This is a genomic window from Chryseobacterium piscicola, from assembly GCF_900156685.1.
GTDB lineage: Bacteria > Bacteroidota > Bacteroidia > Flavobacteriales > Weeksellaceae > Chryseobacterium > Chryseobacterium piscicola.
The window spans coordinates 79,382-95,381 of record NZ_FTOJ01000002.1; the positions used below are offsets into that span (position 1 = coordinate 79,382).

The window sequence follows — 16,000 nt, forward strand, 5'->3', positions numbered from 1 at the left end:
ACTTTTAATAAAAAATAAATAGTACACAGAACTACACGTACAAAGAATCTAAGCACACAAATTTACACTTCAAAAAAAAAAAAAATGAGAATTTTATTAACGTTCAGTATTTTACTGAGCACAATCTATGCACGCGCACAAGTAGCAATTGGTAAAACAACTATTTCAAACAATTCAGTATCTCTGGAGTTTGGTAATAATGAAAGCAGAGGCGTTATTTTGCCTTGGGTAACCAATGTAACAACAATGACAAATGCGGTGAACGGAACAATGGCTTATGATGTAGCCACATTAAAACTAAAAGTAAAACTTGCCACCGGCTGGAAAGACCTCTCTGTAGACACATCCGGGAAAACCACAGATCCTGTAAGTGGTGTAAACGGAATCACTATACAAAACGCAGCAAAAGAAGCTGCTGATGCAAAAGTGAGCATCGGCACACCTACATCTACACCTGGTATTTTGGTATTGGAAGACAGCAACAAAGCGATGGTTTTACCAAAAGTTTCCAATCCACAAACAGCCATTATCAATCCATCGCCAGGAATGATGGTGTATGATACTAATACAAAATCATTAGCTGTTTTTAATGGAACAGTTTGGTCTTTTTGGAAGGCTTAAATTTTTAAAGAACAAAAAAGGCTGTCAGAATTAATTTTGGCAGCTTTTTTTGTTTAAATTCTGATACGTTCTACAAACAAATTTGCACAATATCTTTTTCGAGTAATCAAAGAGTTTTGTTCTTTTTGATAAGTTTGATGTATTTACCAATAAATTTTAAAATTTTAATGAAATCGCTGAATTTTCAAATGTCTGTATCAAGGCAAATTCCATCTTCGCGAATCGCTGTTTTTTTCTAAAACATGCAATTCGTTTTCTGCATTTTACTTCCACCGCTTCCTTCGAAATAAGGTTTAAATATTATTTCTCACCAAAGCAAAAGAATAGTAATACAAAAAAGCATTACTAGAAGAAATCATGCATAATAGAAATTTTTAAGTTCCATTGCTGCAGAGTTAATTTTAAAAAGTACAAACGTTTAAATTTAAATAAAATTTCACACACCAAAACTTTCAAAACCCTTAAATTTGTCATCACAAAAAAAGTTATTCAATGCTAAGGAAAATTACGATTGCTGCGCTTACATTCATTTCTATAACGACAGTAAATGCTCAGAAAAGCAAAAAATCACAGTTAGAAAGACCGAAATTGGTAGTTGGTTTGGTAATAGATCAAATGAGGTGGGATTATCTTTATAGATTTTATGATAAATATGGAGATGATGGTTTCAAAAGGTTACTGAATAAAGGTTTTTCTTTTAATAATGTGATGATTCCTTATGTACCAACGGTAACAGCAATTGGGCATACCACAATTTATACAGGTTCTGTACCTTCCATTCATGGGATTGCGGGAAACGACTGGACAGATAAAACCACAGGTAAAAATGTTTACTGTACCACAGATACTGAAGTAAAGGGTGTAGGTACAAATGATAAAATTGGAGGTCATTCACCAAAAAATCTATGGAGTACAACCATTACAGATCAATTGAGAATTGCCAGCAATTTCCAATCTAAAGTAGTGGGTGTTTCTTTAAAAGATAGAGCTTCTATTTTGCCTGCTGGTCACAATCCTACGGGTGCTTTCTGGTTTGACGAAAATACAGGAAACTTTGTAACAAGTACCTATTATATGAGCAGTTTGCCAGATTGGGTAAATAAATTTAATGATCAGAAATTAGCTGAAAAACTAGTCGCTGATGGATGGGATACTTTGCTTCCAATCAATGAATATACAGAAAGTACAAGAGACGATGTGCCTTGGGAAAAACCCTTGGGAACTGCGAAAAGCCCAACCTTCCCATACCGTAATCTTGCTGCTGATTTTGCAGTGAATAAAGGAGTTTTAAGAACCACACCTTTCGGAAATACCTATACTTTAAAATTTGCTGAAGCTGCCATCAACGGATACCAGCTTGGTGAAGATCAAATTACAGATTTTCTTGCCATCAACGTTGCTTCCACAGATTATGTAAGTCATGCTTACGGCCCCAATGCAATTGAAGTGGAAGATACTTATTTGAGATTAGATATTGAATTGGCAAATTTCTTCAAAATGCTAGATCAAAAAGTAGGGAAGGGAGAATATCTTGTCTTTCTTTCTGCGGATCACGGCGGCGCTCATGCTGAAGGATATATGAAAGAAAATAAAATGCTGACCGGGTTTTTTGATGATGGTTTAGAAAAAAACTTAGGTGCAGAGTTAGAAACAAAATACGCTTCAAGCAAATTAATTTTAGGAATTGATAATTATCAAATCTATCTTAATCATCAGTTGATTAACGAGAAAAAATTAGATGAAATAGCCATTAAAAAAAGCATCATCGAAAATTTAAATAAAGATCCTCGTGTTTTGTATGCTGTTGATTTAAAGGATATTGCCAATTCGCCTATTCCTGAGCCAATTAAAACAAGAATAATCAACGGATATAACTGGCAGCGAAGCGGAGATATTCAAATCGTTTCTCACGACGGTATGCTTCCTACTTATGCTAAAAAAGGAACCACACACAGTGTTTGGAATTCTTACGATGCACACATTCCATTATTGTTTATGGGTTGGAAGGTTCCGCATGGAGAAAGCAATGCGCCTCATTTCATGACTGATATTGCCCCTACAATCGCTCAGTTCCTGAGAATTGAAAATCCAAGTGGTAATGTGGGGCAACCATTGATGGAAGTTTTAGGAAAATAGTTTTTTATTAAAATGAAAATCCCCGTAAAATCTAGTTTTGCGGGGATTTTTTTATGAACTATTTGTTTTAATAAACCTTAAAGAATTTTAGAATCTATCGTAAATTTTTTGATGGTTATTCAGTAATTTCATCTTCAGAATATGTTTCATCATCGTCATCATCATATTGCTCCAAATAATAGGCAAAAGAAAAATCTTCCATCTCATCCTCGGCGTCTTCAAGTGTGGTTAAAAGGTCTTCAAAAATTTCAAGCTGATCAACACTCATATTCACAAATTCTAAGTGCAAAGGCATTTCCAATTCTCCTGTAATTACATCAGAGAGGGCATCCAGATTATCCCCGAAATGCTCGGGAAGTTTTACTTTTTCTTTTAATTGATTATAGAAATCTTCATAATCTCCAAGGTCTGCGAAGTCGATGTATATTGTGTTCATACTTTTATTTTTAAGATTTGCAAATGTAGCGGTTTTATGTCATTGCAAAAAATAAAGCCATCTTCTAACTTTTTTTTCTGGCATGGATATTTACTTCTCCTCAAAACTTTTATAATGATCTTTAGTTAAATAAACCGCTCCATTTTTGGTGAAAACAATTCGGTCAGCATTTCGGCTTCCACAATTGTAATTCACGTCGGCTTCAAAATATTTTTCACCCTTAGGAAGCTTGTTTTCACGGTTACTGAAATGGTCTCCACCAATGGCTTTTCCGGGCAAAACTTCACAAAGATTTCCCTTTGAAGGATTCCATCCTTGTTTCTTCGCTTCATTTTTTGTAATATAATAATCAGGAAGATGATGGTTTTGCTTGATATAATTAATTACTGTTTTTGCCTCAGTGATAGAAAAAATTTCACTGCTGTTTTCAATTGTATTTCCACGCTTATTATCTGAGCTATTTGACGTCTTGGAAACATTCTCAGTTTTAATGGACGTTTTATTTTCAGCAATGAAATTATTATAAATATACATTAAAGCCATCCCGAAAAGAAGTCCAGTGCATATAAAAAATAAAGAACGGATTTTAGAATTCATAAAAAATAGTTTAAATGTAACAGTATAACAATGTAGTAATGTAACGATACATTGATAAACTTTTACACGGATAAATTGTTACATTAATTAATTTCTCCACTCTTCCGGAATATCACACACCGGAATAGGATTAATTTTATGCTGTGCAGCCTTATTCATTCTGCTGAAAATCTTAAATACTTCCAAATCTCTTCCGTTGTAGTCTGCTTCTGTCTTAGTTCCCCATTCTTTTTGGATTTTTTCCAATTCAGGATAAGTAGCGCCAATCTGCATTTCGTCTGTTCTTTCTGCATCCCAAAGTCCGTCTGTAGGAATCGCCTCTTGTATATTTTTAACTAAATTTAAGGCTTTTGCTAATTCGTAAACTTCGGTTTTATAAAGATCTGCAATAGGAGAGACGTCTACGCCACCATCACCATATTTTGTGTAGAAACCAATTCCGAAATCTTCTACTTTGTTTCCGGTTCCACAAACTAAAAGCCCATTGATTTGTCCGTAATAGTATAAAGTAAGCATTCTCAAACGGGATCTTGTATTGGCAAAAGCCAGTTTTTCGTTTGGAAATTCGTCATCGTTAACGTCAAAAGTTTTATACAACTCTTCAAAAGCAGGCGTAAGATTCACAGACACCGCTTCAACATTCGGGAATTTAGATTTTAAATCATTCATGTGTTCCCAAGCACGATGCACTTGGTCTTCTTTTTGGCGAATGGGCATTTCTATGAGCAAAGTTTTCAAGCCCGTCATGGCTGCCAAGGTAGAAACCACACCAGAATCTACACCACCAGAAACTCCCACAATATAACCTTTAACGCCAGATTTTTCGGCATAATCTTTTAGCCATTGTACTATATAATCTGTTACTTTTTGTGTCTGCATTGTCTGTTTTTATAGTTTATAATTCTCCTTTTTAAGTTCATACCAAAAGCAATCGTCGCCTTCATCAATGAATCTGTTTTTTTCTTGGAAACCCAGTTTTTTCAAAATATGATTAGATACATCGTTGCCCACGTCGGCGTACGCAAAAACTTCATCAAGTTTCATTTCATTAAAAGCATAATTCAAAACTGCAATTGAGGTTTCTGTAGCATAGCCTTTACCCCAATATTTGGGTATGAAACGGTAGCCAAGATCGTAAATATTTTGATGATTGTTGATTTTTTCAATCCGTTTTAATCCGCTCCAGCCGATTAGTTTTCCGTCTTCTTTTGTAATGACAGCCCATCTTCCGATTCCGTTTTCTGCGTACTGCGTCAGAATTTTTTCAATCATCTCTACACTTTGGTTGATGTTTGTAAGCGGTTTTGTCCCCACGTATTTTACAACTTCAGGATTACTGTCCATTGCAAAAAAAGCCTCCGCGTCTTCAGGCATAATTTCTCTTAAGATAAGTCTTTCGGTTTCAATGAATATTTTTGCCATTAATTTTCCTTATTTTTGTAAACTTAAATTTCATGTAAAAATAATGAAGATTTTTAGAATTGCGGCAGTTTCATGCCTTTTAGTTTTAGCTTTAAATTCATGTAAAAAAGAAAATGAAGCGCAGTGGAAGGTGGAAATCACGCAGCCTGCCGAAAAAGTTTCTTTAACTGATATTTCAAAAGAATTTTTTGACGCCAGCATCCCTTTAGAGCAATTTCAGACGAAATTTCCTTGGTTTCAAGGGAGTGTTTCGGATGAAGATTTTGCCAAAAGACGTACTGATCCTCAGGAGATTAAATTGTATAAAGAAGCAGCTTCAAAGATTAATCAGGCAAAATTGGAGAAAGATTTGAATGATCTTTTTTCTCACATAAAATTTTATTTTCCTAAGTTTAAAACTCCCAAAGTTTTTCTTTTTTCATCTTCATTACAGATGATTCAAGATCCTATTTTGTATGATGAAAAAACAAATTTTATTTTTGTAGACATCACAGGGTTTATGGGCTTTAAAAATTCTAACTATAAAGGGTTGGAGCTTTATTTTCAAAACTCAATGAATCCCGACAATATTGTTCCGAAAATATCAAGAATTTTCGCTGAAAACATCGTTCCATTTTCAACAGATCATCAGAAATTTATTGATTTGATGATGTACAACGGAAAAGTAATGACACTTCAAGATGCTTTTTTACCTGAAACTCCAGACTATTTGAAAATCAATTACACAAAAGAACAATATGATTGGGCAGTTGCAAACGAGGCAAATGTTTACAATTATTTTGTTGAAAGTAATTTGATTTTCGGTGATGACCATCGTTTGGCAGAAAGATTTATCAATCCTGGGCCATTTTCAAAATTTTATACCGAAATAGATAATGAATCTTCGCCAATGATTGGTGTATTTACAGGATGGCAAATCAGCAAGGCTTATTTTAAGAAAAACGCTGATGCGAAATTGACAGATTTTATTAAAAAAGATGCGACTGAGATTTTTAATGAAGCAGCTTATAAACCGAAGTTTGAAGAATAATAAATAAAGTTGATGCAAATTAGTTGATACTGATGGTAAAAATACTTTCTGAAACTAAAAACCAAAAACTAACAAAAAAATATAATACTAGAACAATAGAAAAATGAGAAAGACTCAGATTACAATAGATGTAGAGTTGGATGAAAATCATATTCCCGAAAACATCACTTGGAACGCAGAAGATGGAGGGGTCAATAAACAAGACACCAAAGCTTTTATGATTTCTGTTTGGGACGAAAAAGCGAAAGAAGCCTTGAGGATAGACCTTTGGACGAAGGAAATGCCCGTTGACCAGATGAAAATGTTTATGCATCAGATTTTCGTTTCTATGGGAAGTACATACCAGAGAGCAACAGGAGAAGAGGATGTTGCAGCTTGGATAGAACAAATGGCAGAGGAATTTGCTATAAAATCAGCAATAAAAATGTAAATAAACCATTGGCTGTAAGCAGTAAGCGGTAAGCTTTTTGCATGCAGCTTATCTTTTTAATAATATTTAAGTTTTATAGCAATAAAATAAAAGCCTATTGCCTAAACCTTAAAGCCTAAAGCAAAAATAGTATGAATTTTAATACAAAAGTAATACACGGCGGACAACATCACGAATCTGCTACAGGTTCTGTAAATGTTCCAGTTTTTTTAACATCAACTTTCGCACAAAAAAGTCCGGGAGTACATTCCGGATACGAATATTCTAGAGCGGCAAACCCTACAAGACAAGCTTTGGAAGACTCTTTGGCAAGCATTGAAAACGGAGCGAGAGGTTTAGCTTTCGGTTCTGGTTTGGCGGCGATCGATTGTGTTTTAAAATTATTAAATCCGGGCGACGAAGTGGTTGCAGTAGACGATTTATATGGCGGAACTTACAGAATGTTTACCAGACTTTTTGAAAAATATCAGTTGAAATTTACCTTCGTGAATTTTGATGATGCTTCTAAAATTAATGACGTAATCACAGATAAAACTAAACTGATCTGGATTGAAACACCAACCAATCCTTTGATGAAATTGGTTGATATTAAAGCTGTTGTAGAAATTACAAAAGGAAAAGATATCCTAGTAGCGGTAGATAATACTTTCGCTACACCTTACCTTCAAAGACCAATCGATTTGGGAGCAGATATCGTAATGCACTCTGCAACGAAATACCTAGGTGGTCATTCAGACGTAATCGCCGGAGCTTTGATTGCTAAAGATGCTGAATTGGGAGAAAAATTGCATTTCATACAGTTTGCAAGCGGTGGAATTTTAGGACCTCACGATTCTTATTTGGTGTTGAGAGGAATTAAAACCTTAGCATTAAGAGTTCAGAGGCATTCTGAAAACGGAATGGCTGTGGCAAAATATCTGGAATCTCATCCGGCAGTTGCACAGGTAATCTATCCGGGATTAGAATCTCACCCTCAATATGAATTGGCGAAAGCTCAGATGAAAGATTTCGGAGGAATGGTTTCTTTCACTTTTAAATCCGGTAAAAAAGAAGATGCGATTAAGTTTTTAGAGAAAGTAAGAGTGTTCACATTGGCTGAATCTTTGGGCGGAGTAGAATCTTTGGCCAATCATCCTGCATTGATGACTCACGCTTCAATTCCTGCAGAAAAACGTGCAGAATTGGGAATTACAGACGATTTGGTTCGTCTTAGCGTTGGAATCGAAGATGCAGAAGATCTGATTGCAGATTTGGAGAAAGCATTTTCTTAACATAGATTTTTTACCACAAAAGTCACAAAAGAAATTATTAAGTTTAAATATTTATAATTAAAAGCTTACGTGTACTTTTAGGACGTTTTATAATGAGCTTAAAAATACATAAATGTGAGATTTTTGTGACTTTTGTGGTTAATTTTACATGAAAAATAATGAAAAAGATTCAGATTTTAGTGTTATTAATTTTTAGTCAGATTGCTTATTCACAGGTGAAAAATGCCGATGAATTATACAAAACGGCGAAAAAATTAGACAGCTTGATATTCGATATCGGATTTAATAAATGTGATCTTTCTCATTATAAATCAATTGTAAGCAAAGATCTCGAATTTTACCATGATAAAGGTGGAATCACTTCCGGAGAAGAAGCTTTCACAGCGTCAATCAAAAACAATATTTGTGGCGGACCTAACAAAGTAAAGCGTGAATTGGTTCCCAACAGCATGAAAGTATACCCTTTGTACAGCAATAATGTTTTATATGCTTTCATTCAGGAAGGGGAGCATGAATTTTCAGAATTGTACCAAGGAAAATGGAACAAAGGCAGCCGTGCAAAATTTACCATTCTCTGGATTTTAGACGGAAAAGATTGGAAGATGAAACGTGTTCTGAGTTACGATCATCATTTATAATTCAGTATGAAAAATACAAGAAAAGCGACGATTCAGGATTTACCTCAATTAGCCTTGCTATTTGACCAATACAGAGTTTTTTATCATAAAGAATCTGATATTCCTGCAGCGGAAAGTTTTTTAAAAGAGCGAATAGAAAAAGCTGATTCTGAAATTTTTGTTGCTGAACGTGAAGGTGATTTAGTTGGATTTGTTCAGTTATATCCATTGTTTTCTTCCACAAGAATGAAGCGGTATTTGTTATTGAACGATTTGTTTGTCAATGAAAATTACAGAGGTAAAGGTTTTTCAAAAGAATTAATCGAAGAAACCAAAGAATTGGCAAAATCTACAGACGCCTGCGGAGTTCTCCTCGAAACCGGAAAATCAAACGACGTCGGAAATAAATTATATCCGTCTTGCGGATTCGAGATTTACGATGAGGTGAATTTCTATGAATGGACGAATAGATAATGTAACAGTTTACCAATTTTTTAATTGTTAGATTGCTAAACCGATACATTGTTACATTAAAATATTACTAATTACCAATTACTTATTATTCATATTAACATGACAGATTTCGAAAAATACATTCAAAGATATTTAGATTTAATTCCAACTGAAAACTGGCTGGAAGAATTAAAAAAAGTGGGAGAGAAAACCATTTCCTTATATTCTTATCTGACCGAAGAGCAATCAAAATTCGCTTACGCAGAAGGAAAATGGACTTTAAAAGAAGTTTTGCTTCATTTATCAGATACTGAAAGAGTTTTTCAATACCGAATTTTAGCTTTTGCAAGAGGTGAAAAATCTGAATTGCCAGGTTTTGATGAAGAAAGTTATGCTGCCAATTCTTTTGCCAACGAGAGAAGTTTAGAATCTTTGTTGGAAGAATATCAATTGGTGAGAAAATCTTCTCAGATTTTATTGGAAACATTGAATCCTTCAGTTTTAAGTAATATCGGAATTGCTAACGGAAACAAGATTTCAGTTGAAACAATTTGTCAATTGATTGTGGGACATAATATTCATCATTTGAATGTGGTGGAAGAGAGATATTTACCGGAATTGTAATGAAAATATATTTACTTCAGATTAGTTTTAAATTCAACTAAATAATATTTTGATAATTTCATCAATAGGAACGGGCTTTAGCCCGTTTTTTATTTAAAAATTGCATCGGCTTTAGCCAAAATCTAAAAAAAATACTATTTTTAGCAAAACAACGCAAATGCCTTTCATTAAAATTTATATTCATGTCGTATTTTCTACGTCTAACCGAACTTCATTTTTAAATACTTCGGATTTAAGAGTAAAAGTTTGGAAACACATTAAAGAAAATGCATCTGCTAAAAGGATTTTTATGGACATGGTCAATGGTTATTCCGATCATTGTCACTGCCTGATTTCTTTAGGTTCAAATCAAAATATAGAAAAAATTGTCCAGTTAATAAAAGGTGAATCTTCTTTTTGGATCAACAAAAATCAATTAACTAAAGACAAATTTTCCTGGCAGGATGAATATTTTGCAGTTTCCGTTTCAGAATAAGATTGAATTGGTTAGAAATTATATTAAAAATCAAGAAAAACATCATCAACATAAAACTTTCGCAGAAGAATATCAGGAGTTTATTGAAAAATATGACTTTAAGATGTAAGTTTTGGCTAAAGCCAAATGATTGCTTAATTTTGAAGACGGGCTAAAGCTCGCCCCTATTGAAAATGGAAAACATTATACAAATATTAAAATCCGGCGGTACGATTCTTTACCCAACAGACACCATCTGGGGAATTGGTTGTGACGCAACAAATATAGAAGCCATCAATAAAATTTTCGAGATCAAGAAGCGCGAGAAAAACAAATCAATGATTATTTTGGTTGAAAATGAGAAGCGGTTACAAGATTTGGTGGACGTTCCGGAAATGGCTTGGGAAATCATGGATTTAAGCGAAAAACCTGTTACTTTGGTGTATCAAAATCCAAAAGGTTTACCGAAAGAATTGTTAGCTGAAGACGGAAGCATTGGAATTCGCCTGGTAAAAGATCTTTACTGCAAAAAATTGATTACAAAATTGAATAAGCCTTTGGTTTCAACTTCAGCCAACTTTAGTGGTGATAAAAGTCCGTTGAAATTTTCTGATATTTCAAAAGAAATCATTGATTTGGTAGATTTTGCGGTGGAAGAAGACAGAGAAAAAGTTTCGCAATATTCAGGTTCTTCAGTGATAAAAATATGGAGCGACAACAGAATAAAAGTTCTTCGTGAATAAAAGAAAAGTTTTTAATTATCTTTGCAAAATCATTTAACCATTAAGAAGTCGGAAGCGTCAGGTGAAGCTGAAAATCTAATTTCTTAATGGTTTTAAGTTAGATATAGGTTAACAGTTAAAACAGGTAGTTGTAAGTCCAATATCTAACGTCTAATATCTAACATCTATTAAATAAAATGTTCATCAACCTCAATCAAAATCAAAATTTAAAACTTTTCAAACTCATTTCTGAAGTCGCAGCGGCAAATAAACAATCGGTGTATATCGTTGGCGGTTTTGTGCGTGACCTTTTAATGAAAAGAAAAGCGTCTACCGATATTGATTTTGTGACAGAACAAAGCGGAATTGAATTGGCCCAAAATGTGGGAAAGGAAATTGATCCTAAAATGAAGGTTTCGGTTTTTAAAACGTACGGAACGGCGATGATCAGATACAAAGATCTGGAACTGGAATTTGTAGGCGCAAGAAAGGAAAGCTACACCGAAGACAGCCGTAAACCCGAAGTGGAAGGCGGTACGATTGAGGACGACCAGAAAAGAAGAGATTTCACCATCAATGCGATGGCAATTTCTTTAAATAAAGATAATTTCGGGGAACTGATTGATCCTTTTGACGGAATTGGTGATTTACAAAAAGGAATTCTGAGAACACCTCTAGAGCCGGCACAAACCTACTCAGATGATCCGTTGAGAATGATGAGAGCAGTTCGTTTTGCGGCAACTTTAAATTTTACGATTGAAGAGAATTCTTTAAACGCCATCAGACAAGAAGCGGAAAGAATCAAAATTGTCTCGATGGAAAGAATCATGGTAGAGTTTAATAAAATCATGCTTTCAAAAAAACCATCTGTTGGACTACAACTGATGGAAGAAACAGGTTTAATGAAATTAATTATTCCTGAATTGATAGATCTGAAAGGAGTAGAAGAAGTAGAAGGACAAACTCATAAAGATAATTTTTACCACACTTTGGAAGTGGTTGATAATATTTCTGAAAACACGGATAACCTGTGGCTTCGTTGGGCTGCATTGCTGCATGATATTGGAAAAGCACCCACGAAAAAATTCGTTGAAGGAACGGGATGGACTTTCCATGGGCATGAGTTTTTAGGTTCAAAAATGGTAAAATCATTATTTCATAAACTAAAATTACCGTTGAATGCTGATATGAAATACGTTCAGAAAATGGTAAAATTGTCTTCACGACCTATTGCATTGGTTACAGATGATGCTTCAGACTCTGCATTGAGGAGGCTTTTGTTTGATGCAGGAGAAGATATGGAAGATTTGTTTACGCTTTGTAAAGCAGATATCACGACCAAAAATTCAAGAAAACAAGAGCGGTTTAAGAAAAACTTCCAATACGTTGCCATAAAAATAAAAGAAGTAGAAGAAAAAGATCAGGTGAGAAACTTCCAGCCACCGATTTCCGGGGAAGAAATTATGGCGATGTTTAACCTGAAACCTGGAAGAGAGATTGGGATTTTAAAGGAAAAAGTAAAAGAAGCAATTCTTGAAGGCGAAATTGCCAATGACAGTGCTGAAGCCAGAAATTTTGTAATTGTAGAAGCAGAAAAACTTGGTCTGAAAATCCTTTCTTAGAACATTAAAAAAAGGGAGTGGAAAAATTCAAATCTAAAAATAAAAAACCTCTTTCAAGATTATTTGAAAGAGGTTTTTACTATTTTAAACTCATCTTATTTTGAGATAATCAACTTCAAATTTTGTTTATTGAAATTATTATCAATCTGAATAATGTAATTTCCATTAGATAAATCTGAAATATTCAATGTTTTATTAACCGTTTTGCCTTGTTTTACAAGAGCTCCGTTTACATTGTATATTTTCACTTCAACATCTTTATCAGCAGTAATTTTAATAAAATCTGTAGCAGGATTGGGATATAGATTAATTTTTGCATCTGTCTTTTTATTTTCGGCAGTTGCCAAAACAGCAGTGTATTCATTTATAACCCCTACAGCATCCAAATCAAAACCTGAACCAGCACCTGGAGTTGGGAACGGGTCTACTGCTACGTTTCCTAGACTGTCATACGTTCTGTACGCCTCTATATTTGTTCCTATAACATCGATTATTTTTACATGGGTAATTTGTTCCTTATTCAAAAGCGGATTATCCGGAATATCACTCAGGTCAAAAGGCGTTCCGAAGCCATTTGTGTATTTTCCCGCAAAGTTGTTCAGATATCTAGCATCCATTGTTGCAAAGCCAGAACCTCCCACATCGGTTGAGTTTTGGATATAATTTGAAGGATATTCGTTATGAGACGGGAAACGAAAGAAATTTACACCATCTGAACTCACTTCTACAAATGCCAATTCTAAAAAAGCTTTGCCAGACTGACCTGATGTAAAACCGTTTTCGAAAACGGCAAAATCAAATCCGCTATCATTGGTAATCGGCTTTGCGAAAGTAAGAATAGCTGTTCCGCCGTCACCCAAAGAAACGATAGACCCATTTGATGCGCCTACAGCATTTTCAGGAGTTCCTGCAGATGCATAAGCGGTTTGGGAGCCATTGATTTGTTGTAAAGCTCGTAAAACTGTAGATCCTGAAGCCCAAGATTTAAAAAGCGGACTACTTGATGGTATTGCCGTAGAACCCGAAACTCCAGCTTGTGGCGGATAGCTTTGAGCCATCAGAAAGTGCGTGGTAAGAAGCGCAGCAGCTATGAATATGTTTTTCATTTATTTTAATTTAAATTATTGGAATTTAATTATTTGATGATAAATTTCTCAGTCTTCTGAAAGTTCTTATCTAAAATCTGAATGGTGTAATTTCCTTTATTTAAATCAGAAACGATAATTCCGTTTTGGTAAATGCCTGATTTTGAAATTCTTCCTGAAAGGTCTACGATTTTAAACTTCGCACCGTCTGCATTTTTAATGTAAAGAATATCTGATGCAGGATTTGGATAGATTAGGATGCTGTTATTTACTTTCGTCTCGCTTGTTGCAAGATTGGCTGGTGTAAATACGTTTTTGTAGATATTGTTGCTGCTTACTAATGTGGTAAATGTATTCAAAAGAGTTCCTGTTTGGCTGTAAACATTTAAAGTAGAATTAGGACCGAAATTGTTAGCATTTCCCTGGAAAATTTTACCGTCAATTGCTGCAAAACCATAGAAGTCACCGCCGTTGCCACTTGCTGTTGTCGTAAAAAGAGGAGTACTACTGAATGTTGCTAAATTTGTATTTAATGAATAAACACTAGTTGCTCCTGCAATGTACAGGGTGTTTCCTTCTGAAGAAAATTTCAAAGCATCATATTGTGATGGTGGTACAATTGTAGAATTTGCAATACTTCCAGATACGGTATCTGTTGTTGTGTTGATTTTGTATATTGTAGATCCCGCAGAACCGGTGCATAATGCGAAAACCTCGTTTCCAACTACCGTTATAGACTGCAATCCGCTGCTTAATGTAATAGTAGTAATGATTGTATTAGTAGCGGGGTTGATTACATCAATACTATTTCCTGCTCTGTAAGAAGATTTATTCACATATATTTTTCCGTTAACGGTAATGATTTCTTCGGGATTTTCGCTTAACGGAATGCTTGTAATATAGGCATAAGTATTGGCATCATGTACAGAAACAAATTGTGTTGTATTGCCATAATCACCCCAATTGCTGGTGAAAATTTTCCCGTTAGCAATTGTTGTATATCTTGGCTGCACAATGTTACTTGTAATTACAGCCGATTTTACAAAACTTGCTCTGTTGGCTACCACTACTTTGTTGGAATTGTTTAATACCAAATAAGATTTTTCTCCTTCAAAAAAAATAGATTGCAAAATATCTCCCAAATCCTCATTGTTATTGGCAAGATGATATATATTGTTGGTAATATTATTGTTGACGTCGATGTAAGAAATTTCTCCAGTGGGAGTACCATAGTTTCCTTCATTTGAAACGATGTAACCATTAGAGTATTGTGCAGATGTTAATGCAAAACCAGCTAATGCAAAGCTTAGTTTAAAAAAATTAGAGTAAAATTGTTTCATTTTTTTTGAATTATTATTTATTTAAAAAAGTTAAATGCCCCGGAATATCACCTGTTTTGACTTTCCATTTTAGTTTCCCGAATTTGTTGTAGCAAAATAGCTCGCCTGAAGAAGTATAATCTTTAGCGTCTGTAATAAAAACATCACCATTGATGGGGTTTGCGGCAATGCCGTATGGAATGACAATTTTGGTATCTGTTCCGTCTGTTATGAAATTGTTGCTTGTTTTTTCTAGCGTGTCAGTATTAATGATACCGTAGCTGCTTGTGGTGCCAGCGGAAGTCCATTCATAACTGAAGTAATAAAGCCTGTTTTCTACTATCGAAAAATCGCTGACAGGAATGTTGAATTCTTTAATAACCAGATCATTTTGTGGATTTAAAACATACGTTTTAGCAGGAATATTGCCAAAGTTTCCCCGTGAGGTCACCCAAAGTTTCCCTGTGTCGTCTTTTTTTATTTTCCTTAAATTAATGCCAACCGGAATTTTTTTAATCTGAGTAAAAGTAGTAAGATCAATTACAGAAACCGTGTTATCATAATCCGGATAGCTATATCCTCCAGAATTGGCAACATACAATTTGTCTCCCACTACTTCTAGCTCTTCGGGCTGTTTTCCAACATAAACAGTACCTACAATCTGAAGTGTGTTGGTATCCACTTTTACCACATATCCTGGTTGTGAGGCTCCTACAGCACCACCGTAAGATGTGATGTACGCATAATCTTTGTGAAAATTGATGTAGCGGCAGTTTTGAACTTTGATCTCGCCAATATGTTTTGCTGTTTTAGCATCCATCACTTCAATATAATTGGAAAGATTGATGACAGCATACAATTTATCTTTATAGGTTTTAATATCATTTCCTACATCTCCCAAACTGCCTACAACCGCAGGATTTTGGGCGTTGTAATAATTTTCTGTAAAAACTCCGGTAGAATAATCAAAAAAGTCAATCGAGGCTTTGTTGCTTCCCATATTTCCTTCATTAAGAACATAAAGTCCTTTAATGCTTATGTTTTCAGGCTCCTGAACTCCCGTATTGATTGCTCCGTAATTGATGTAATCGTATTCTTCTCTACAAGATTGTGCTATAAGAATTAAAAAGGAAACTAAAACTAAATGTATTTTTTTCATAA

At 34.5% G+C, this 16,000-nt stretch carries 17 protein-coding genes and 1 pseudogene; 11 read left to right on the forward strand and 7 right to left on the reverse strand.

All coding sequences use genetic code 11. The annotated features are described in order from the left end of the window. The first annotated feature begins 84 nt into the window (after positions 1-84). Positions 85-621, forward strand: coding sequence for a hypothetical protein (locus tag BW939_RS04380; protein ID WP_076450262.1), 537 nt, complete (start codon positions 85-87; stop codon positions 619-621). Between the two features lie 492 nt (positions 622-1,113). Next, entirely contained in the window at positions 1,114-2,757 is a 1,644-nt protein-coding gene (gene pafA, locus BW939_RS04385) for an alkaline phosphatase PafA (protein WP_076450264.1), read from the forward strand. A gap of 115 nt (positions 2,758-2,872) precedes the next feature. On the opposite strand, the gene BW939_RS04390 is transcribed toward pafA, so the two are convergent. The 4 genes from BW939_RS04390 to BW939_RS04405 all read right to left on the reverse strand — a co-directional run bounded on the left by BW939_RS04390 (position 2,873) and on the right by BW939_RS04405 (position 5,212). Next, positions 2,873-3,193, reverse strand: coding sequence for a barstar family protein (locus tag BW939_RS04390; protein ID WP_076450265.1), 321 nt, complete (start codon positions 3,191-3,193; stop codon positions 2,873-2,875). Between the two features lie 90 nt (positions 3,194-3,283). Further along, a complete protein-coding gene (locus BW939_RS04395) occupies positions 3,284-3,790 on the reverse strand; it encodes a ribonuclease domain-containing protein (protein WP_076450267.1) in 507 nt (168 codons plus the stop codon). 87 nt (positions 3,791-3,877) lie between these two features. After that, positions 3,878-4,669, reverse strand: coding sequence for an NAD(+) synthase (gene nadE / locus BW939_RS04400; protein WP_076450269.1), 792 nt, complete (start codon positions 4,667-4,669; stop codon positions 3,878-3,880). A gap of 9 nt (positions 4,670-4,678) precedes the next feature. Then, entirely contained in the window at positions 4,679-5,212 is a 534-nt protein-coding gene (locus BW939_RS04405; protein ID WP_076450270.1) for a GNAT family N-acetyltransferase, read from the reverse strand. Between the two features lie 43 nt (positions 5,213-5,255). On the opposite strand from BW939_RS04405, the gene gldB reads away from it, so the two are divergent. The 9 genes and pseudogenes from gldB (at position 5,256) to BW939_RS04450 (ending at position 12,435) form a co-directional block, all read left to right on the forward strand. Further along, positions 5,256-6,242, forward strand: a complete 987-nt coding sequence (gldB, locus tag BW939_RS04410; protein ID WP_076450813.1) for a gliding motility lipoprotein GldB — start codon at positions 5,256-5,258, stop codon at positions 6,240-6,242. Between the two features lie 103 nt (positions 6,243-6,345). After that, positions 6,346-6,672 carry a gliding motility protein GldC gene (gene gldC, locus BW939_RS04415; protein ID WP_076450272.1) on the forward strand — a complete coding sequence of 109 codons (327 nt, stop codon included), beginning with the start codon at positions 6,346-6,348 and terminating at the stop codon, positions 6,670-6,672. A gap of 131 nt (positions 6,673-6,803) precedes the next feature. Continuing rightward, complete coding sequence (locus BW939_RS04420; protein WP_076450274.1) at positions 6,804-7,943, forward strand: cystathionine gamma-synthase; 1,140 nt, start codon at positions 6,804-6,806, stop codon at positions 7,941-7,943. Positions 7,944-8,101: 158 nt separating this feature from the next. Further along, positions 8,102-8,581 (forward strand): nuclear transport factor 2 family protein, encoded by a 480-nt coding sequence (locus tag BW939_RS04425; RefSeq protein WP_076450276.1) that lies wholly within the window; start codon positions 8,102-8,104, stop codon positions 8,579-8,581. 6 nt (positions 8,582-8,587) lie between these two features. After that, a complete protein-coding gene (locus BW939_RS04430) occupies positions 8,588-9,034 on the forward strand; it encodes a GNAT family N-acetyltransferase (RefSeq protein ID WP_076450277.1) in 447 nt (148 codons plus the stop codon). A 99-nt stretch (positions 9,035-9,133) separates the two neighbouring features. Further along, positions 9,134-9,637: a DinB family protein gene (locus tag BW939_RS04435; protein WP_076450279.1), complete on the forward strand. Its 504-nt coding sequence runs from the start codon at positions 9,134-9,136 to the stop codon at positions 9,635-9,637. A 157-nt stretch (positions 9,638-9,794) separates the two neighbouring features. Continuing rightward, positions 9,795-10,221, forward strand: a pseudogene (gene tnpA, locus BW939_RS04440) (IS200/IS605 family transposase). Positions 10,222-10,285: 64 nt separating this feature from the next. Beyond that, complete coding sequence (locus BW939_RS04445; protein ID WP_076450286.1) at positions 10,286-10,834, forward strand: L-threonylcarbamoyladenylate synthase; 549 nt, start codon at positions 10,286-10,288, stop codon at positions 10,832-10,834. A gap of 176 nt (positions 10,835-11,010) precedes the next feature. After that, a complete protein-coding gene (locus tag BW939_RS04450) occupies positions 11,011-12,435 on the forward strand; it encodes a CCA tRNA nucleotidyltransferase (protein ID WP_076450288.1) in 1,425 nt (474 codons plus the stop codon). A gap of 95 nt (positions 12,436-12,530) precedes the next feature. On the opposite strand, the gene BW939_RS04455 is transcribed toward BW939_RS04450, so the two are convergent. Genes BW939_RS04455 through BW939_RS04465 form a run of 3 tightly spaced genes read right to left on the reverse strand, consistent with a single transcriptional unit; the run spans position 12,531 to position 15,998 of the window. Beyond that, entirely contained in the window at positions 12,531-13,541 is a 1,011-nt protein-coding gene (locus tag BW939_RS04455; RefSeq protein ID WP_076450289.1) for a T9SS type A sorting domain-containing protein, read from the reverse strand. A 29-nt stretch (positions 13,542-13,570) separates the two neighbouring features. Continuing rightward, complete coding sequence (locus BW939_RS04460; protein ID WP_076450291.1) at positions 13,571-14,860, reverse strand: DUF5074 domain-containing protein; 1,290 nt, start codon at positions 14,858-14,860, stop codon at positions 13,571-13,573. Between the two features lie 13 nt (positions 14,861-14,873). After that, entirely contained in the window at positions 14,874-15,998 is a 1,125-nt protein-coding gene (locus tag BW939_RS04465) for a YncE family protein (protein ID WP_076450293.1), read from the reverse strand. Between the last annotated feature and the right edge of the window lie 2 nt (positions 15,999-16,000).

Excerpts from the sequence above, each read along its gene's own strand:
- pafA (WP_076450264.1), top strand. The coding sequence starts at position 1,114 with ATGCTAAGGAAAATTACGATTGCTGCGCTTACATTCATTTCTATAACG.
- BW939_RS04380 (WP_076450262.1), top strand. The coding sequence starts at position 85 with ATGAGAATTTTATTAACGTTCAGTATTTTACTGAGCACAATCTATGCA.
- BW939_RS04445 (WP_076450286.1), top strand. The coding sequence starts at position 10,286 with ATGGAAAACATTATACAAATATTAAAATCCGGCGGTACGATTCTTTAC.
- nadE (WP_076450269.1), bottom strand. The coding sequence starts at position 4,669 with ATGCAGACACAAAAAGTAACAGATTATATAGTACAATGGCTAAAAGAT.
- BW939_RS04395 (WP_076450267.1), bottom strand. The coding sequence starts at position 3,790 with ATGAATTCTAAAATCCGTTCTTTATTTTTTATATGCACTGGACTTCTT.
- gldB (WP_076450813.1), top strand. The coding sequence starts at position 5,256 with ATGAAGATTTTTAGAATTGCGGCAGTTTCATGCCTTTTAGTTTTAGCT.
- BW939_RS04425 (WP_076450276.1), top strand. The coding sequence starts at position 8,102 with ATGAAAAAGATTCAGATTTTAGTGTTATTAATTTTTAGTCAGATTGCT.
- BW939_RS04390 (WP_076450265.1), bottom strand. The coding sequence starts at position 3,193 with ATGAACACAATATACATCGACTTCGCAGACCTTGGAGATTATGAAGAT.
- BW939_RS04435 (WP_076450279.1), top strand. The coding sequence starts at position 9,134 with ATGACAGATTTCGAAAAATACATTCAAAGATATTTAGATTTAATTCCA.
- BW939_RS04465 (WP_076450293.1), bottom strand. The coding sequence starts at position 15,998 with ATGAAAAAAATACATTTAGTTTTAGTTTCCTTTTTAATTCTTATAGCA.
- BW939_RS04420 (WP_076450274.1), top strand. The coding sequence starts at position 6,804 with ATGAATTTTAATACAAAAGTAATACACGGCGGACAACATCACGAATCT.
- BW939_RS04455 (WP_076450289.1), bottom strand. The coding sequence starts at position 13,541 with ATGAAAAACATATTCATAGCTGCTGCGCTTCTTACCACGCACTTTCTG.
- gldC (WP_076450272.1), top strand. The coding sequence starts at position 6,346 with ATGAGAAAGACTCAGATTACAATAGATGTAGAGTTGGATGAAAATCAT.
- BW939_RS04405 (WP_076450270.1), bottom strand. The coding sequence starts at position 5,212 with ATGGCAAAAATATTCATTGAAACCGAAAGACTTATCTTAAGAGAAATT.
- BW939_RS04430 (WP_076450277.1), top strand. The coding sequence starts at position 8,588 with ATGAAAAATACAAGAAAAGCGACGATTCAGGATTTACCTCAATTAGCC.
- BW939_RS04450 (WP_076450288.1), top strand. The coding sequence starts at position 11,011 with ATGTTCATCAACCTCAATCAAAATCAAAATTTAAAACTTTTCAAACTC.
- BW939_RS04460 (WP_076450291.1), bottom strand. The coding sequence starts at position 14,860 with ATGAAACAATTTTACTCTAATTTTTTTAAACTAAGCTTTGCATTAGCT.